The sequence below is a fragment of the Comamonas kerstersii genome, from assembly GCF_008801935.1.
GTDB lineage: Bacteria > Pseudomonadota > Gammaproteobacteria > Burkholderiales > Burkholderiaceae_C > Comamonas > Comamonas kerstersii.
Window position 1 is genome coordinate 259,382 of the sequence record NZ_VZOT01000005.1, and the last position, 15,288, is coordinate 274,669.

Below are 15,288 nucleotides of genomic sequence, written 5' to 3' on the forward strand. Positions count from 1 at the left end.
TTTGTAAATACAAGATATAGTTTGTATTATCAAAATACAGCTTTTGGTCTGTATCGGCAGGAGCAGTTATGGATGAATTTGTCGTTCGCACATCCGATCAGCTTTCACCACTTTTAAGGGCCTTTCGCAAGCAGGCCAAGCTGACGCAAATGGATGTGGCACAGCGCCTTGGGGTGACGCAGCAAACCGTTTCTGTCTTGGAGCGCAATGCAGAAGCAGTCAGTGCCCAGCGTTTGACACAACTCATGAATATTCTGGGGGTGGAAGTCGTACTGCGCCGGAAATCTGAAGTGAGTACCGAAGTCGATAAGTCCTCGGGCAACGATACGGAGTGGTAGCCACTATGCGCAAGTCCAGCAAAGCCTTGGATCTTTGGATGAATGGCTACAAAGTCGGCACCTGGAGTATTGAGGCAGGGGTTGATGTACTGCAGTACGACAGGCAATGGCTGCAGAACAAACTTCGGCGGCCGCTTTCCTTGTCGCTACCGTTTACGCCGGGCAATCTTCCCCATAAGGGAGAGTCCGTACGGTTCTATTTTGAGAATTTGCTGCCTGATCACCAAGAGGTCAGAGAGCGCGTGGCACGCCGCTACAAACTGAAAACTGCAGATACCTATGCACTGCTGCGCGAAGTAGGGCGTGACTGCGTGGGTGCTTTGCAAATTTTGCCAGCAGGGGAAGCCCCTCCGGGTGAACAACAGCTGGTGTTTGAGCCACTCAATGCATCGCAGGTAGCAGCACATATCCGCTCCATTGCACAAGCGGGTCCGGTGGGAAGACAGGCCGATGACCATGCTCCTTTTCGTCTCTCCATTGCCGGGGCGCAGGACAAGACCGCGCTGCTGTACTGGAGAGGGCAATGGGGTTTGCCGCAAGGAGCAACACCCAGCACCCACATCTTGAAGCCGGCGCTGGGTGTGACAGGGGGCAATCAGGTCGATATGAGCGATTCTGTGGAGAATGAGTGGCTCTGTGCACAGATCCTTGCTGCCTATGGTCTGCCTGTCGCTCAATGTGAAATCCTCAGCTTTGAAGACCAAAAAGTGCTGAGTGTGAAACGCTTCGACCGGAGGGAGTGGAAAGGTGAGCGACTGATGCGCTTGCCACAGGAGGATATGTGCCAAGCGACAGGCACATCGCCAGCGCAAAAGTATGAAGCAGACGGTGGCCCCGGTATGGAGGCCATCATGAAGTTGCTCGATGGTTCAGTGGAGCGCGATCGCGATCGTTTTCACTTCTTCATGGCACAGTTGCTGTTCTGGATGCTGGCGGCCATTGATGGGCATGCCAAGAATTTCAGCCTGTTCATCAAGCCGGAGGGACGTTATGAGATGACGCCGTTGTACGACGTCATTTCTGTGTATCCCTATATGGGGAAGGCAGCACATCAGCTGCAGCCCAAGCGTGTGAAGTTGGCGATGGCAGTGCGCACCAAGAATCCACATTGGCTGGTGCATACCATCACCCGGCGCCACTGGGTTGAGTTGGGACTGCGTTATGGCATCCAGTCGCCCAAGGGCTATGGCATCGATGAATTGCTGAACAAGGTGGTTGAACACACGCCGATTGCCATTGCTGCTGTGCAGAAAAAACTGCCAACCGATTTCCCGGAACAAGTATCTGTGCCGATATTTGCAGGCCTGCAGCAGGCAGCGCAACGTCTCGCTGGTGTGCCGCTTGAAGCTGGATGAAGAGGCTTTTCAGCGAGATTCGTTGATCACCGGATAACAAGCCTCCCCCCATACCGCCATGGGGTGGGACATCATGATGTCCACGATGACGGGCACCAGCTTGCCCATCAGATGGGCGCAGTCTTGCACCTGTGCGCGGTTGACCTTGCTGTTCCAGGTGGCGCCGCCGTGGATCAGCTGGTTGCGCAGGGTGTAGATGCGCTGCAGCACCAGGCTCAGCAGTTCGGGCGTATTGCCCTTGGCCAGCAGAATGAGTGCGCGCTGCTTGCCGTTGGCAAAGCGCTCCTGCCACTGTGCTTCGGTCAGCAGACCGCGGTGGTAGTCCCAGAACGATTCAAACACATAGGGGTTGTCCAGCAGGACGCGGATAGGGCCGCTGAACTTTTCCCACACCAGATGGTCGAGCTGCTTGCTGGTGTCGAGCTGGTGGAGCTTGTGCAGAAACTGCTGGAAGCTGAACTGCTCGGACAGGCGCTGGGCACTGGGAATTTCCTGCGCGTAGGCAGCGTTAAAAGCAATCCACAGAAAGATAAAGCGAGCGTCTGGATCGGGCTCACAGACGGCGGCGCGCTTGATCCAGCTCAGGGCGCGGTGGATGCGCAGATTCAGCCCTTCCGGCATGTCGTCACGCGTGGCGCGATGGCGTTTCTTGAGTGTGGCGTGTACAGCCAGCATGGTGCTCTCCCTCCGGGGCTGTTTTTGTGAGGGGCTGCATAGGGCGGTTGTAACAAGTCGTGCAATGACTTAGCGCATATGCAACGCGCGCTTTTCTTGTTTTGCTGGCTACCAGCGCCCGTTACATCAGCGCTGGCGGCCAAAAATATAGAAAACACTCAGTCGTGTTTCTGGCCGTAGCCTGTACACGGCTTATTGGCGCGGTAGGGCGTACTCCGCAGGGCGCACGTCGAGGATGCCATGCTCGCTGTGCCTGCCGGTGGTGCTCAGGATGTGTGTGCCATGCTCATCTTCTACGCGGTACAGCGAAGGATCATGTGGGTCACGGAAGGCCTTGAGCTTGACCTGGTAGATGTGTGGACCGCTGATGATGGAGCCATTGGCGTAGGGCGTGTGGGGTGCAAAGATCAGGCAGGTGTGCCCGGAAAGCTGCCCTTGTGCACATTGCGCATCACCATACAGTTTGGCGGGCTGGCCCTGGTACTGAATGTCGATGCCGGGCGGGAACATCAGGGCATCGGTCAGCGACGACTTTTCGCTGCAGGCGGACAGTGCAAAGGCACAAGCAAAGGCTGCCAGATATGGCAATCGCATGGTGTAGTTTCTCTCGGCAAACACGATGGCAGGACGGTCTGGGCTGCGCCTGCCTGGCTCGTAACAATGGGTGAATGCAGAGCTGTAAGTGTAGCGATCAAGCACTGCCTCAGCGGCTTGTGCCGCTGTGTTTTTCAGAGCGTGCCAGCCTGTTTTTACTGTGGTGGCAGGCTGGTTTTCTTCAGGCGGTAGTGCTGTGCCTGGGGCAGAGGTGCGCCGCTGGCGCGGTCACGCAGCTCGATCCAGTTTTCCCCCACAAAAAAGCGGTAGACGGGCTGTGCTTCCGGGGATTCGCTCAGCGTGATCAGGCTGCCGCCTGCCGGGTCAAAGCGAAAAGGCCCCTGGTAGGTGAAGTTCACAGGCTCGCCCGTGGTGTCCAGGCTGCGCTCACGCACGACGGCGGTGCGGTCATCACGCAGCTGCACGCTGATGGCGCGCTGGGGCAGAACAGCCTGGTAGGTACCGGACCAGTCCAGCATGTTTTCCGGGGAATCTCCCACCGGTACTTGCTGGAATGTCTGCTCCATCTTGGGGGGCGGTGCATCCACTGTGGGCAGAGGGGCCTGGCAGCCAGCAAGGCTGAGCACGGCAGTCAGGGAGAGCAGGCCCAGGCTGGAAGCAGGGGAGCAGCGGAGCAATGAAGACATAAGCGAGCGTGAATGGTGCGTGGCAATGAGGATCATGCTAGCGATAGAGCCTGCCATGCCAATTGCTGGACGCTGTCAGATTTTGTAGGTCATGGCGTACAGAGGGCTGGCGGCAGAGTCGCTGTGCAGCAGATGCACAATGCCTGAGGGCACTGTGATGTGCCTGCTGAAACGTGTGTGGCAACCCCACAAGCGTAAAGCAGCACAACTTTCCCTGTGGCTCGTGGGGAAAGTCATGGCTGCTATCAAAACTGAGAAGCTTTGACGGTGCTGAGGGCGGCTGCAGCACCGTACACTGTTTCGCATTACCTGGCCCTGCGTGCCGGGCCTTTGGCAAGACAAGCGTATGAGTACACCTACCACCCGTGAATGGCTGCAAACTTTGGTGGCGTTTGATACCACCAGCCGCAATTCCAACCTGCATCTGATTGAGCATGTGCGTGACGCGCTGGCAGCGCTGGGCGTGCAGGCACAGCTGTTCAAGTCGCCCGACGGGGCCAAGTCCAATCTGTTCGCCACCCTGCCTGCCCGGGATGGCAGCACACAGGGCGGCATCGTGCTGTCTGGCCACACCGATGTGGTGCCCGTCGATGGCCAGACCTGGAACACCGATCCCTTCGCGCTGACCGAGATCGACGGCAAGCTCTATGGCCGTGGCACCTGTGACATGAAAGGCTTTATTGCCGCAGGCCTGGCGATGGTGCCGGAGTTCCTGGCCATGGAGCGCAACAAGCCGCTGCACTTTGCGCTGTCGTATGACGAAGAGGTGGGCTGCGTGGGCGCACCCATCATGCTGGAGCAGCTCAGGCTGCAGGGCCAGCGTTTTGACGGCTGCATTGTGGGCGAGCCCACCAGCATGCAGCCCGTGGTGGCGCACAAGGGCATCAATGTGTGGCGCTGCAGGGTGCATGGCAAAGCTGCGCATTCCTCGCTCACACCCCGTGGCAGCAATGCCATTGAATACGCGGCGCGCCTGATTTGCCGCATCCGCGATCTGGCAGACAGCTTCAAGGCCCATGGCCCGTATGACGAGTTTTTTGACGTGCCCTACACCACCATGACTACCAACCAGATCAGCGGTGGCATTGCGGTGAACACCATCCCTGAGTACTGCGAATTTGCCTACGAGTTCCGCAACCTGCCGGGGATTGCGCCAGGCAGCATCCAGGCCCAGGTGGAGGCCTATGTGCAGCAGGAGCTGCTGCCGCGCATGCGCCAGGAGTTTGCCGAGGCACGCATTGAGTTTGAGTCCTGCGCCGGCGCACCATCGTTTGATACCGCAGAGACGGAGGCCATCAGCCAGCTGGTGCAGGCACTCACCGGCGACCGTGAAAAGCGCAAGGTGGCCTATGCTACGGAAGCAGGCCTGTTCCAGCTTGCTGGCATTCCCACCGTGGTCTGCGGGCCCGGTGCGATTGCGGAGGCGCACAAGGCCAATGAGTTTGTGGGGATTGCGCAGCTGCAGCGTTGCGAAAGCTTTTTGCGCAAGCTGGCGCAGTCGCTATAGGGTGGTCTGAAAATATCAGCCAAATTGGCTGCCAGCGCTTATCTGGTAAGCGCTGGAAGCTATATTTTTATAAAAAAGGCTGCTTCGCAGCCTGAACAGCCAGGGCTTCAGACCATGGGCCGCTGCAGATAGGCATAGAGAAATGCAGCGCAGCCCAGCGCAAACAGGGCGCAGCCAGCGCCATAGCGAAAGATCAGCTGAGGCAGCGCAATGGTCTGGTTGGACAGAGCGCCCCAGGCCAGCCCCAGAATGCCCAGCATCCACAACACAGCAGCAACGGTGTACATAAGCTCTCCTTGTCATGTCGTCTGAAAACGAATGACACAAGTCTAGGGCGTGTTCACATCAACATTGGGTTCGCGCAGCCACGACAAGGCTGGCAATGCGCGACGCACGGCGCAGCGCGGGTGCGCACCCGCGCAAGGCGGGCAACAATGCAGTGGTGGCCTTGTCGTGGCTGCCCCTGATTATGGAGCTCACAAATGGGGTTGAAGGCTTGGGGCGGTCTGCGTTGTTGCGGCAGCTTGCAAGGCGCTCGGCATTGCTGCGCCACCGCGCCTAGCATCCCATCCCCAAGCCTTCAACGCGAATCTCAAGCTTTATGTGAACACGCCCTAATGTCCCAGTATGCCAATGCGTGTCAGTACAGACCTTAAGCGGCGTACGCAGCCACCAATCTTTCTTTAAGCCTGATGCATCAAGCTTGAGCCGCCATTTTTTATGCAAGGCACAGGGCTGCCGCTGGGCAGTGGGAAGGGGTAGACCTGCTGCACGCAGTCCAGCCAGGCTTGTGCGGCGCGGGATCGGTAGCCGCTGCGCCACATCAGCACGGCGTCCCAGGTCATGGACGGCCCCACCAGTGGGCGGCTGGCTACGCGTGCCGTGTCGTACTTGGCAATCACGTGCTCAAACATCACGGCAATGCCAATGTCGGCAGCGACCAGATCACCAATGAAATCCCAGTAGCGGCTTTGCAGCCTGACCTGTGGCGTAAATCCTGCTGCCGCGCACTGCTGCAGCACGGCTTCGTGCAGGGTGAAGTCACTGGTGTAGAGCAGAAAAGGCATGCCCTCCAGCTCTTTCCAGCGCACGGGTCGCGTTTCGTTTTTGATGCGGTGGCGCGCCATGGCTACGCGTGTTTTCTGGTGGGCAATGGTGTAGGTCTGCAGCTGCGGGTCGGGTGCATCAATCAGGCCCAGTGCCATGTCCAGCTTGCCTTCCAGCACCAGCTGGCGCTGCATGCGTGCGCCGGACTCCTGCACGTTCAGCGTCACGCCCGGGTAGCGCTGCTGGAACAGGGCAATTACCGGCGCCATGTAGTGGCCTGCGGTGGGCATGATGCCCACGGAGAGCTCACCGCGCGCAATGCCGTCCACCTCGGCCACTTCCTGCTTGAGCAGCTGCGCCTGCGCCAGCACCTGCAGGCCGCGTTCATAGACCACCTGGCCCGCATCCGTGAGCTGCACGCCACGGCCTTCGCGCAGCAGCAGCGGGCCGCCCAGCTCGTCTTCAAGCTGCCTGACCATCTTGCTGATGGTGGGCTGGGTGACGTGGGCGTTTTCTGCCGCACGCGTAAAGCTGTTGGTGCGCACGACTTCAACAAAGTAGCGCAGGGCGCGTAAATCCATGGGGATGCCTTTTAGGAATGCCTATGATGGAAATTATTCATTTTACGAATCTAAGTAGAAACCCTAGACTGCGCAGCATGTCATCCCTGATCGCGTCCGTCTCCAGCCTGTCCCTGCAGCGCAGCCTGCTCAGCCTCCAGCACCTGTTCAAAGTGGTGCTGCAGGTGGTGGTGCTCAGCTGCATCTGGCTCAGCATGGACGTGCTGCGCCAGCACTTTGGCTGGAGTATGCCTGCGGGCCTGATCGGCTTTGGTCTGCTGGCTGCAGGCCTGTTCAGCGGCGTGATCAAGGTGCAGTGGCTCAAGGGCGGCACCAACTGGCTGCTGGCAGAAATGCTGCTGTTTTTTGTGCCTGCCGTGCTGGTGGTCACCGAATACCCTGAGCTGATACAGAACCAGGGCCTGCGCATTCTGGCGGTCATCATCTCCAGCACCTTGTGTGTGATGGTGGCCACAGCCTGGGCCGTAGACCGTGTCTACCGTCTGGAGCTGTTGCTGGCACGCCGCCGTTCTTCGCGTGGAGCCTGAAGCCATGCTCAGCAATGAAGCGATTGGCGTGCTGTCGCTGCTGGCGACGGTGGTCTGCTATGCCATTAACAAGCAGCTGTACCGCAAGTACCCCTCACCGTTTTTGATGCCGATTCTGGTCACGCCGCTGGTACTGATCGCTCTGCTGCTGCTCACGCATGTGAGCTATCCACAGTACATGGCCCAGACACGCTGGCTGGCCTGGCTGCTGGGCCCCACCACTGTGGCCTTTGCGCTGCCGCTGTATGAACACCGCGCCATGCTGCGCAAGCACTGGCTATCCATCACCACCGGCGTGCTGGTGGCCAGCTGCGTCTCCATCAGCACCACGGTCTGGTTCGCCCATGCCTTTGGCCTGGACGAAACGCTGCAAAAAGGCCTGGCCGTGCGTTCCATCACCACACCGTTTGCCATTGAGGCAGAACGTGTGCTGGGTGGCCCCACAGATCTGGCCGCGCTGTTTGTGGTCATGACCGGTATTGCCGGCATGCTGCTGGGTGAAGTGCTGCTGCGCGTGCTGCCCCATGTGCGCAGCAAGCTGGCCACAGGCGCTATTTTGGGTGGCGCCGCCCACGGCACAGGCGTGGCCAAGGCGCGCCAGTTTGGTGATGTGCAGGCCGTGGTGGCGTCGCTGGTGATGATGATTGCGGGCGCGCTGAATGTGATCGCCGCACCGTTTGTGCGGCAGGTGTTCTTTTAGGGCGTGTGCACACAAAGCTTGAGATTCGCGTTGAAGGCTTGGGGATGGGGTGCTAGGCGTGGTGGCGCAGCAATGCCGAGTGCCTTGCAAGCCACCACAACACCGCAGACCGCCCCAAGCCTTCAACCCCATTTGTGATTTCCATAATCAGGGGCAGCGAACCCAATGTTGATGTGAACACGCCCTAGACTGCCAGATATCCACCATCGACATTGAGCACCGTGGCCGTGATGTAGCTCGCCATGGGGGATGCCAGAAAGGCCACAGGGCCGGCAATTTCTGCGGGCTCGCCATAGCGCTTCATGGGAATGCGGCGCAGGATGTACTCCACATGCTTGGGGTCTTTGCGGGTCTGCTCGGTCATGCTGGTGAGCATCACGCCCGGAGCAATGGCGTTGACGCGAATGCCCTTGGGGGCCAGCTCCAGAGCCATGGTTTTGGTGAGCATCTCCAGCGCCGCTTTGGAGGTGGAGTACGCAATCGAATGCGCCGCTGCGCGGGAGGCCGCCAGCGAGGTGATGTTGACCACACAGCCTTGCGTCTGTGCCAGCAGGGCTTCAAAGGCCAGGATGGTGTTGCGCGCACCATCCAGGTTGACGGACAGGGTGCGCTGCCACTGGGCATCACGGTCTTCACTGTCAAACGCATGCTTGGGGCGCAGGCCTGCGTTATTGACCAGCAGCAGCTGGTGCCCTGCGGGCAGCTGCACAGACGCTGCAGCAGCGCGGCAGGCCGCTGCATCAGCTACATCGAGTGCCATGGTCTGTGCCTGGCCGCCAGCGTCCCGGATGCGCTGGGCGGTGTGCTCGGCCTTGTCGGCGTGGATGTCGGCGGCAATCACATGCGCGCCCATGGCGGCCAGCCCTTCGGCCACGGCTTGACCGATGCCCTGGCCTGCGCCGGTGATGAAAGCGGTTTGCTGTGCGAGAAATTGGTGCATATCCATTTAGAAATACCGGGTGATGCGTGTGCGTGCCAAGCGGGCCACACGCACAAAAAAGCCTGTGTGCATGGCACACAGGCCAGTGGTCTCTGCTGCTGTGCGCGAGCGTGGCTTTAGTCCACCGAGGCACCGCTGATTTTGACAATCTGCTCATAGCGTGCGCGCTCTTTGGCCATGAATTCGCCAAACTCCTGCGGTGTGCTGGTGACAGTGTCCATCATCATGTCGCCATAGGTCTTCATGACTTCCGGCGAGTGCAGGGCCTGCACAAAGTGCTTATTGAGCGCTTCAACCACATCAGCCGGAGTGCCTGCGGGTGCCACCAGGCCCCACCATGTGTCAATGGCAAAGCCCGGAATCACATCGGCCACAGGTGGCAGCTCAGGCAGCAGCTGGCTGCGTTCCAGTGTGGTGACTGCCAGTGGCTTGAGCTTGCCCGCGCGGATATTGGCAGCGGCACTGGAGAGGTTGTCAAACGTGAAGTCCACCTGCTGTGACAGCAGTGCCAGCTGGGAGGGCGCGCCGCCGTTGTAGGGCACGTGCACGATGTCCAGCCCTGTCTCACGCTTGAAGATTTCGCCAGCCAGATGGCCTGCGCTGCCATTGCCGCCACTGCCGTAGCTGAGCTTGCCGGAGTTGCGCTTGGCGTAGGCCATGAAGTCGTCAAAGGTCTCAATGCCTTCGCGCTTGGCCACCTCTGCATTCATCACCAGCAGGTTGGGGATGCGTGTCATCTGCGTGATAGGCGCAAAGTCTTTTTCGGCGTCGTAGGGCAGGTTTTTGAACAGCCAGGGATTGATGGCGTTGGTGGCGACTGCTGCAATGCCCACAGTCAGACCGTCAGCGGGGGCGCGTGCAATGGCATTCATGCCGATACCGCCACCTGCGCCGGGACGGTTTTCTACCAGGATGGTGCCAAGCACCGGCTCCAGGCGCTCCGCAATGCGCCGCACGCTCACATCGATGGAGCCACCTGCGGTGTAGGGCACGATGATGCGCAGCGGCCCCTTGGCGGTCTGTGCGCTGGCCCATTGTGGAGCTGCAAGAACGCCGCATACGGCTGCGGCTGTGGTCATGAACTGTCTGCGCTGCATATGTCTCCTTGTCCGAAACTGGTGGGTACGGGTACTTGTCCGTACCTCTGCGCTCTACTCTGTGTGCCAGAGTGCGGCGCTATTAGAACCCAGGCCATGCGTTGCGCCTATCAGGGCTTGTCTCGGCAGGAACAGCCTGTTGCGCAGCAGCAAGGCGGGCGCTACACATGCATTGCGCAGGCCTTTGTGCTGGCGGAAAAGCATGGCGCAAACCAGGAATACCGCGCAAGAAAATGCCAGGCATCACTAACAGCGATGCACCCCATCATGGGGGTGCTGAAACTGTCCGGCAAGGCACTCATCCGCGGCCGCGCACACTCATCCAGATGCTGCACAGGCCGCAGGCCATGATGACGCCCATACCGGCCAGCGAAATACCATCGGGCACCTGGCCAAAGAACAGCCAGCCCATCAGCATGGCAAAGCCAATCTGGCTGTAGAGGAAGGGAGATACCACCGAAGGCAGTGCGTAGCGGTAGGCCTGCAGCAGAAGCAGGTGGCCTACGCCGCTGCAGATACCCATCATGGCAATGACGGCCCACAGCTGCCAGTCGGTGATGGATTGCCAGATCCATGGAATCACCGGCGCTGTTGCCATCACGGGCAGCCAGGTGGTGTACAGCTGCGTGGTGGTGAGAGGGTCCAGGCGCGAGAGGCGGCTGCCCAGCAGCTGGTAGGTGGTGCCGCACAGCAGCACACCCACTGGGGCGAGGGCAGCCCAGCCCAGCGACATGCCATCGCTCTCCGGGCGCACGATGGTGATGACGGCGACCAGTCCGATGACCAGCAGCACCCAGCGTGCGGGGCTGACTTTCTCACCAAACAGCAGGGCCGAGGCAACGACGATGAGCAGCGGGCCTGCCGACCAGATGGCCGTGAAGTTGGCCAGCGGCATGGTCTGAATGCAGAAGAAGGCAAACACCGTGGTCATGACGCCGCTGAGCGCACGGCTGACCTGGAACTTGGGGTGCTCGGTGCGCAGCGCTGCCAGTCCATGTTTCGGGAGCACAAGGGCTGTGGTCACCAGCGCCTGCGCCATGAAGCGTAGCCAGACCACCAGCAGCATGGGCAGTGCCTGCCCAGCGAACTTGGTGCCGCTGTCGAGCAGGGCAAACATGGCGCAGGCTACGACCGTCAGGCCAATGCCTGCGAGCGCAGCACGCGCGGGAGACATGGAAGCGGGCGCTGTGCCCAGGGGAGAGGACGGCATAAGGGCCAGCCCACTTTCTGCAAAAAATCCGCCAGGATGGCGTTCATGCGTGTGCACCGCGCACCGCACGGCGGCGGATTGTAGAAGCGATTGCGCGTGGTGGATGTGATGTCCGGGAGGGTAGCTGCGGCGCTGGTGCTTTTCTGGCAGCCGCTGGTGGGCGAGGGCTGACAGTCGGCGGTGCGCGGGACGCGCCACAATGGCGGACATGCAAGCTCCTTCTTCTGTCGCTCCCCATCCTCTGTTGCGGCCCGTATGGCCTCTGATTCAAGCCGTGCAGCTGTGGCTGCAGGCCGATGGCCTGCGCATGAGTGCTGCCATGACCTTCTATGGCTTGCTGAGCCTGTCGCCGCTGCTGCTGCTGATTGTGGGTCTGCTGGGCTGGTGGATGGACCGCAGTGTGGTGGAAGACAACCTGCTTGCGCAGGTGCGCAGCGTGATGGGTGAGCGTGGTGCCAGCGTGGTGGAGGCAGCGCTGGCCAGTGCGCAGGCACCCTCACAGGGGAAACTGGCTTCGATTGCAGCCTTTGTGTTGCTGGTCTCAGGTGCCACAGGGGTGTTTGCAGAGCTGCAGCAGGCCTTCAACAAGCTCTGGCAGATTGGCCAGCCTGCCACCGTGCAGGAACAGAAAAAATGGTGGGCGCTTGCCACGCTGCGTATGCGCGGTCTGCTCTATGTGCTGGTGCTGGGCTTTTTGCTGCTGGTGACCATGGTGCTGTCCACAGCGCTGCGGATTTTCACGCAGCTGGCCGGGGACTGGCTGCAAATGGAGCCGCCTGGCGAGCTGATCTGGCTGCTCAATGAAGGCGTATCCATGTGCGTGATTGCGCTGCTGTTCATGGGTCTGATGCGCATTGGCTCCGGCCAGAAACCCTCTTTGCGCTATCTGGCCGTGGGCGCTGTGGTGGGGGCGCTGCTGTTCACGCTGAGCAAGCAGGCGCTGGCCTGGTATCTGGCCACGGCGGCGGTGGTCTCCGCCTATGGGGCCGCAGGCTCGCTGGTGGTGGTGCTGATGTGGATGTATGTCACCTCGGCCATCCTGCTGCTGTCTGCCAGCTGCGCCAAGGCGCTGGAAATGCAGGCGCGCCCGCCAGCAGCGGAGCCTGACGACTCGCCGAAGGCGGAGAGCGAGGCTGCAGACAGCGTGGCGGCTGGGCGGCCCCAGGTGCCGCAGAGCGTGGGTTCTCGGCCCATACGGCAGTGGCCAGAGGTTTAAGCGCTCTGGGTCAGCGTGGCATCAATCTGTGCCAGCAGCTCCAGCACTGTGGCATGCTGGCCCTGGGGCATGCGATGCGTCCATTCATGCTCGGCCAGTGGCTGCACGCTGCAGCTGCTGGGCAAGGCAGCGTCGGCATCCAGCAGTGCATGCAGGCGTGGCACAAACACCCACTGCAGCCATTCTTCAATGTGCAGGGTGTCGTACATGAAAGGCATGGTCGATGCCATGGCCTGCTCGGAGGGCGGCACGGCGCTCCATAGCGAGGCGGTACGCATTTCGGCTTCAAGCTGCAGCAGCAGCTGGCGCAAGGTGTGGGCGGTATCACTCATGGCTTGGGATTGTGCGCGCAGGCGCAAAACTTGTCCGGGCAACGCCCATCGCTGGGCATGAAAAAGCCTGCCGATGCAGTACATGGGCAGGCTGATGTGCAGGCGCTGTGAACGGCTTACTTTTCGACGAAAGCGCGCTCGATCACAAAGTCGCCGGGGGTGGTGGTGTTGCCTTCCTTGAAGCCACGCTTTTCCATCATTTCCTTCAGCTCAGCCAGCATGGCAGGGCTACCGCACAGCATGACGCGGTCGGTTTCCGGGTTGAGCGCGGGCAGGCCCAGGCACTGGGGGAAGGTGCCGTTGTTGATCAGGTCGGTGATACGGCCCTGGTTGCGGAAGGGCTCGCGTGTCACCGTGGGGTAGTAGTGCAGCTTGTCCTTGACGATTTCGCCGAGGAATTCGTGCTCGAACAAGTCCTTCTCGAACATGTCCTTGTACGCCAGTTCCTTGACTTCACGCACGCCGTGTACGACCACTACGTTGTCAAACTTTTCGTAGGTTTCGGGGTCGCGCGCTACGGCCAGCCAGGGGGCCAGGCCTGTGCCGGTGCCGATCATGTACAGGTTCTTGCCGGGCAGCAGGTAGTCGATCAGCAGCGTGCCTGTGGGCTTCTTGCCGACGATGATGGTGTCGCCCACCTGGATGTGCTGCAGGCGCGAAGTCAGCGGCCCGTCTTCGACCTTGATGGACAGAAATTCCAGGTGCTCTTCGTAGTTGGGGCTGGCAATCGAATAGGCGCGCAGCAGATTTTTGCCATCTACCTTCAGGCCAATCATCGTGAAGTGGCCGTTGGAAAAACGCAGCGATGTGTCACGGGTGGTGGTGAAGGAAAACAGGCGGTCGGTCCAGTGGTGTACGGACAGGACGCGTTCTTCGAGGAAAGCACTCATGATGAAACAGATGACAGAGGATGCAAAAACGGGCACGACATGCCCGGGCTTTGAAGCCAGGTGGCGAACCCGCCGAAGCAGCGCATGCAGCGCAGGAGGGGGTATAGCGGGCTGGCGTTTATGCGAATCAACCGCTTATTGTCGGAGAAATGCGGCGCCACGGGTGAGGATGCGGTCTTTGATTTGATATGGATTAGTAATAAGCACCTAACGAAGCGGCAGGGTTGTGTGTCTTGACAACAAATAATGCTCGGAATTAGCATAAATGAATGCGTGCCGTGCAGGGAGTCAAGCCCTGCGCATTTTTTTGGCTTAAATATACTCAAAATGAGTATTAATAATCAGCGCCATCCCAGCGCTGTGGAGGAAGACATATGCAATGGCGTTGGACTTGGCCTGCCCTGGCGCTGATGGCTGCCGCTCCTGCCTGGTCGGCACAGGATGTGCTCAAGATTGGTGAAATCAACAGCTACAAGGCCATGCCGGCTTTTCTGGAGCCCTACAAAAAAGGCATGGAGCTGGCGGTCGAGCAGATCAATGCCCAGGGCGGCCTGCTGGGCAAGCCCGTGGTGCTGGTCACGCGCGATGACAACGGCAATCCCGGTGATGCCGTGCGTGCGGCGGAAGAGCTGTACACGCGCGAAAAAATCGATGTGCTCACGGGCAGTTTTCTGTCGCACGTGGGCATGGCGCTGACCGATTACGCAGGGCAGAAAAAGCGTTTCTTCCTGGCCTCGGAAACGCTGACCGACAAGGTGGTCTGGGAGAACGGCAACCGCTACACCTACCGCCTGCGTGGCTCTACCTACATGCAGACGGCCATGCTGGTCGAAGAGGCCAAGAAGCTGAACAAAAAGCGCTGGGCCATCGTCTACCCCAACTACGAGTACGGCCAGTCGGCAGTCGCCACCTTCAAAAAGCTGATGAAGGAGGCGCAGCCCGACATCGAATTTGTGGCTGAGCAGGCACCGCCGCTGGGCAAGATTGATGCCGGTTCCGTGGTGCAAGCGCTGGCCGATGCCAAACCGGATGCCATTTTTAACGTGCTGTTCTCGGTCGATCTGGGCAAGTTTGTGCGCGAAGGAAATACACGCGGCCTGTTCAAGGACCGCGCCGTGGTCGGGCTGTTGTCTGGCGAGCCGGAATATCTGGACGCGCTGCGCCGGGAAGCGCCCGAGGGCTGGATCGTCACCGGCTACCCCTGGTACGCCATTGATACGCCCGAGCACAATGCCTTTCTGAAGGCTTATCAGGCCAAGTTCAAGGACTACCCACGCCTGGGCACCATCGTGGGTTACAACGCCATCCAGTCGCTGGCCGCAGGCATCACCAAGGCCGGCAGTACCGACACCGAGGCATTGATCAAAGCCTTCAAGGGCCTGAACGTGGATACGCCCTGGGGCACCATCACCTACCGCCCGCAGGACAACCAGTCCACCATGGGGGCCTATGTGGGTAAGACCACCTACAGCCCGGAGATGAAGCGCGGCGTGATGGTGGACTTCTACTATGCCGACGGCAAGGACTACCAGCCTTCCGATGAGGCCGTGAAAAAACTGCGCCCCGCGAGCGCGCAGTAAGCGGCTTCAGGATCTACAGAAAAAATAGCTGCTTGCGCTGATAAATACTTGT

General features: G+C 60.0%; 17 protein-coding genes. 7 read left to right on the forward strand and 10 right to left on the reverse strand.

The features are described from left to right. Window positions 1-68: 68 nt before the first annotated feature. Window positions 69-338, forward strand: coding sequence for a helix-turn-helix domain-containing protein (locus tag F7P80_RS10000; protein ID WP_151044455.1), 270 nt, complete (start codon window positions 69-71; stop codon window positions 336-338). Window positions 339-343: 5 nt separating this feature from the next. Then, window positions 344-1,693 carry a type II toxin-antitoxin system HipA family toxin gene (locus F7P80_RS10005; protein WP_249041430.1) on the forward strand — a complete coding sequence of 450 codons (1,350 nt, stop codon included), beginning with the start codon at window positions 344-346 and terminating at the stop codon, window positions 1,691-1,693. A 9-nt stretch (window positions 1,694-1,702) separates the two neighbouring features. On the opposite strand, the gene F7P80_RS10010 is transcribed toward F7P80_RS10005, so the two are convergent. The 3 genes from F7P80_RS10010 to F7P80_RS10020 all read right to left on the reverse strand — a co-directional run bounded on the left by F7P80_RS10010 (window position 1,703) and on the right by F7P80_RS10020 (window position 3,609). Then, complete coding sequence (locus F7P80_RS10010; protein WP_170265359.1) at window positions 1,703-2,368, reverse strand: HEPN domain-containing protein; 666 nt, start codon at window positions 2,366-2,368, stop codon at window positions 1,703-1,705. A gap of 192 nt (window positions 2,369-2,560) precedes the next feature. Further along, window positions 2,561-2,962, reverse strand: a complete 402-nt coding sequence (locus tag F7P80_RS10015) for a hypothetical protein (protein ID WP_151044457.1) — start codon at window positions 2,960-2,962, stop codon at window positions 2,561-2,563. 155 nt (window positions 2,963-3,117) lie between these two features. After that, entirely contained in the window at window positions 3,118-3,609 is a 492-nt protein-coding gene (locus F7P80_RS10020) for a copper resistance protein NlpE (protein ID WP_151044459.1), read from the reverse strand. A gap of 346 nt (window positions 3,610-3,955) precedes the next feature. Here F7P80_RS10020 and argE point away from each other — a divergent pair, with 346 nt between their 5' ends. Next, complete coding sequence (gene argE, locus F7P80_RS10025; protein WP_151044461.1) at window positions 3,956-5,116, forward strand: acetylornithine deacetylase; 1,161 nt, start codon at window positions 3,956-3,958, stop codon at window positions 5,114-5,116. Window positions 5,117-5,223: 107 nt separating this feature from the next. Here argE and F7P80_RS10030 read toward each other — a convergent pair whose 3' ends face one another. Together F7P80_RS10030 and F7P80_RS10035 are read right to left on the reverse strand one after the other, a co-directional pair. Continuing rightward, window positions 5,224-5,403 carry a hypothetical protein gene (locus F7P80_RS10030; RefSeq protein ID WP_151044463.1) on the reverse strand — a complete coding sequence of 60 codons (180 nt, stop codon included), beginning with the start codon at window positions 5,401-5,403 and terminating at the stop codon, window positions 5,224-5,226. 396 nt (window positions 5,404-5,799) lie between these two features. Next, window positions 5,800-6,744 (reverse strand): LysR family transcriptional regulator, encoded by a 945-nt coding sequence (locus F7P80_RS10035; RefSeq protein WP_151044465.1) that lies wholly within the window; start codon window positions 6,742-6,744, stop codon window positions 5,800-5,802. A gap of 77 nt (window positions 6,745-6,821) precedes the next feature. Here F7P80_RS10035 and F7P80_RS10040 point away from each other — a divergent pair, with 77 nt between their 5' ends. After that, window positions 6,822-7,271 carry a CidA/LrgA family protein gene (locus F7P80_RS10040; RefSeq protein ID WP_054067946.1) on the forward strand — a complete coding sequence of 150 codons (450 nt, stop codon included), beginning with the start codon at window positions 6,822-6,824 and terminating at the stop codon, window positions 7,269-7,271. 4 nt (window positions 7,272-7,275) lie between these two features. After that, window positions 7,276-7,971, forward strand: coding sequence for an LrgB family protein (locus tag F7P80_RS10045; RefSeq protein ID WP_151044467.1), 696 nt, complete (start codon window positions 7,276-7,278; stop codon window positions 7,969-7,971). Window positions 7,972-8,155: 184 nt separating this feature from the next. Here F7P80_RS10045 and F7P80_RS10050 read toward each other — a convergent pair whose 3' ends face one another. The 3 genes from F7P80_RS10050 to F7P80_RS10060 form a co-directional block, all read right to left on the reverse strand. After that, window positions 8,156-8,911, reverse strand: a complete 756-nt coding sequence (locus F7P80_RS10050) for an SDR family NAD(P)-dependent oxidoreductase (RefSeq protein ID WP_151044469.1) — start codon at window positions 8,909-8,911, stop codon at window positions 8,156-8,158. Between the two features lie 116 nt (window positions 8,912-9,027). Beyond that, window positions 9,028-10,008, reverse strand: coding sequence for a Bug family tripartite tricarboxylate transporter substrate binding protein (locus F7P80_RS10055; protein WP_151044472.1), 981 nt, complete (start codon window positions 10,006-10,008; stop codon window positions 9,028-9,030). A 298-nt stretch (window positions 10,009-10,306) separates the two neighbouring features. Beyond that, a complete protein-coding gene (locus tag F7P80_RS10060) occupies window positions 10,307-11,218 on the reverse strand; it encodes a DMT family transporter (RefSeq protein WP_249041432.1) in 912 nt (303 codons plus the stop codon). 208 nt (window positions 11,219-11,426) lie between these two features. Between F7P80_RS10060 and F7P80_RS10065 the strand changes: the two genes are divergently transcribed. Continuing rightward, window positions 11,427-12,434 (forward strand): YihY/virulence factor BrkB family protein, encoded by a 1,008-nt coding sequence (locus tag F7P80_RS10065; RefSeq protein ID WP_210606985.1) that lies wholly within the window; start codon window positions 11,427-11,429, stop codon window positions 12,432-12,434. On the opposite strand, the gene F7P80_RS10070 is transcribed toward F7P80_RS10065, so the two are convergent. Continuing rightward, window positions 12,431-12,766 carry a YqcC family protein gene (locus F7P80_RS10070; protein ID WP_054067983.1) on the reverse strand — a complete coding sequence of 112 codons (336 nt, stop codon included), beginning with the start codon at window positions 12,764-12,766 and terminating at the stop codon, window positions 12,431-12,433. The two genes, F7P80_RS10065 and F7P80_RS10070, sit on opposite strands and share 4 nt — an antisense overlap. 116 nt (window positions 12,767-12,882) lie before the next feature. Continuing rightward, window positions 12,883-13,656: a ferredoxin--NADP reductase gene (locus tag F7P80_RS10075; protein ID WP_054067949.1), complete on the reverse strand. Its 774-nt coding sequence runs from the start codon at window positions 13,654-13,656 to the stop codon at window positions 12,883-12,885. A 374-nt stretch (window positions 13,657-14,030) separates the two neighbouring features. Between F7P80_RS10075 and F7P80_RS10080 the strand changes: the two genes are divergently transcribed. Then, complete coding sequence (locus tag F7P80_RS10080) at window positions 14,031-15,236, forward strand: ABC transporter substrate-binding protein (protein WP_077345386.1); 1,206 nt, start codon at window positions 14,031-14,033, stop codon at window positions 15,234-15,236. The last annotated feature ends 52 nt before the right edge of the window (window positions 15,237-15,288 follow it).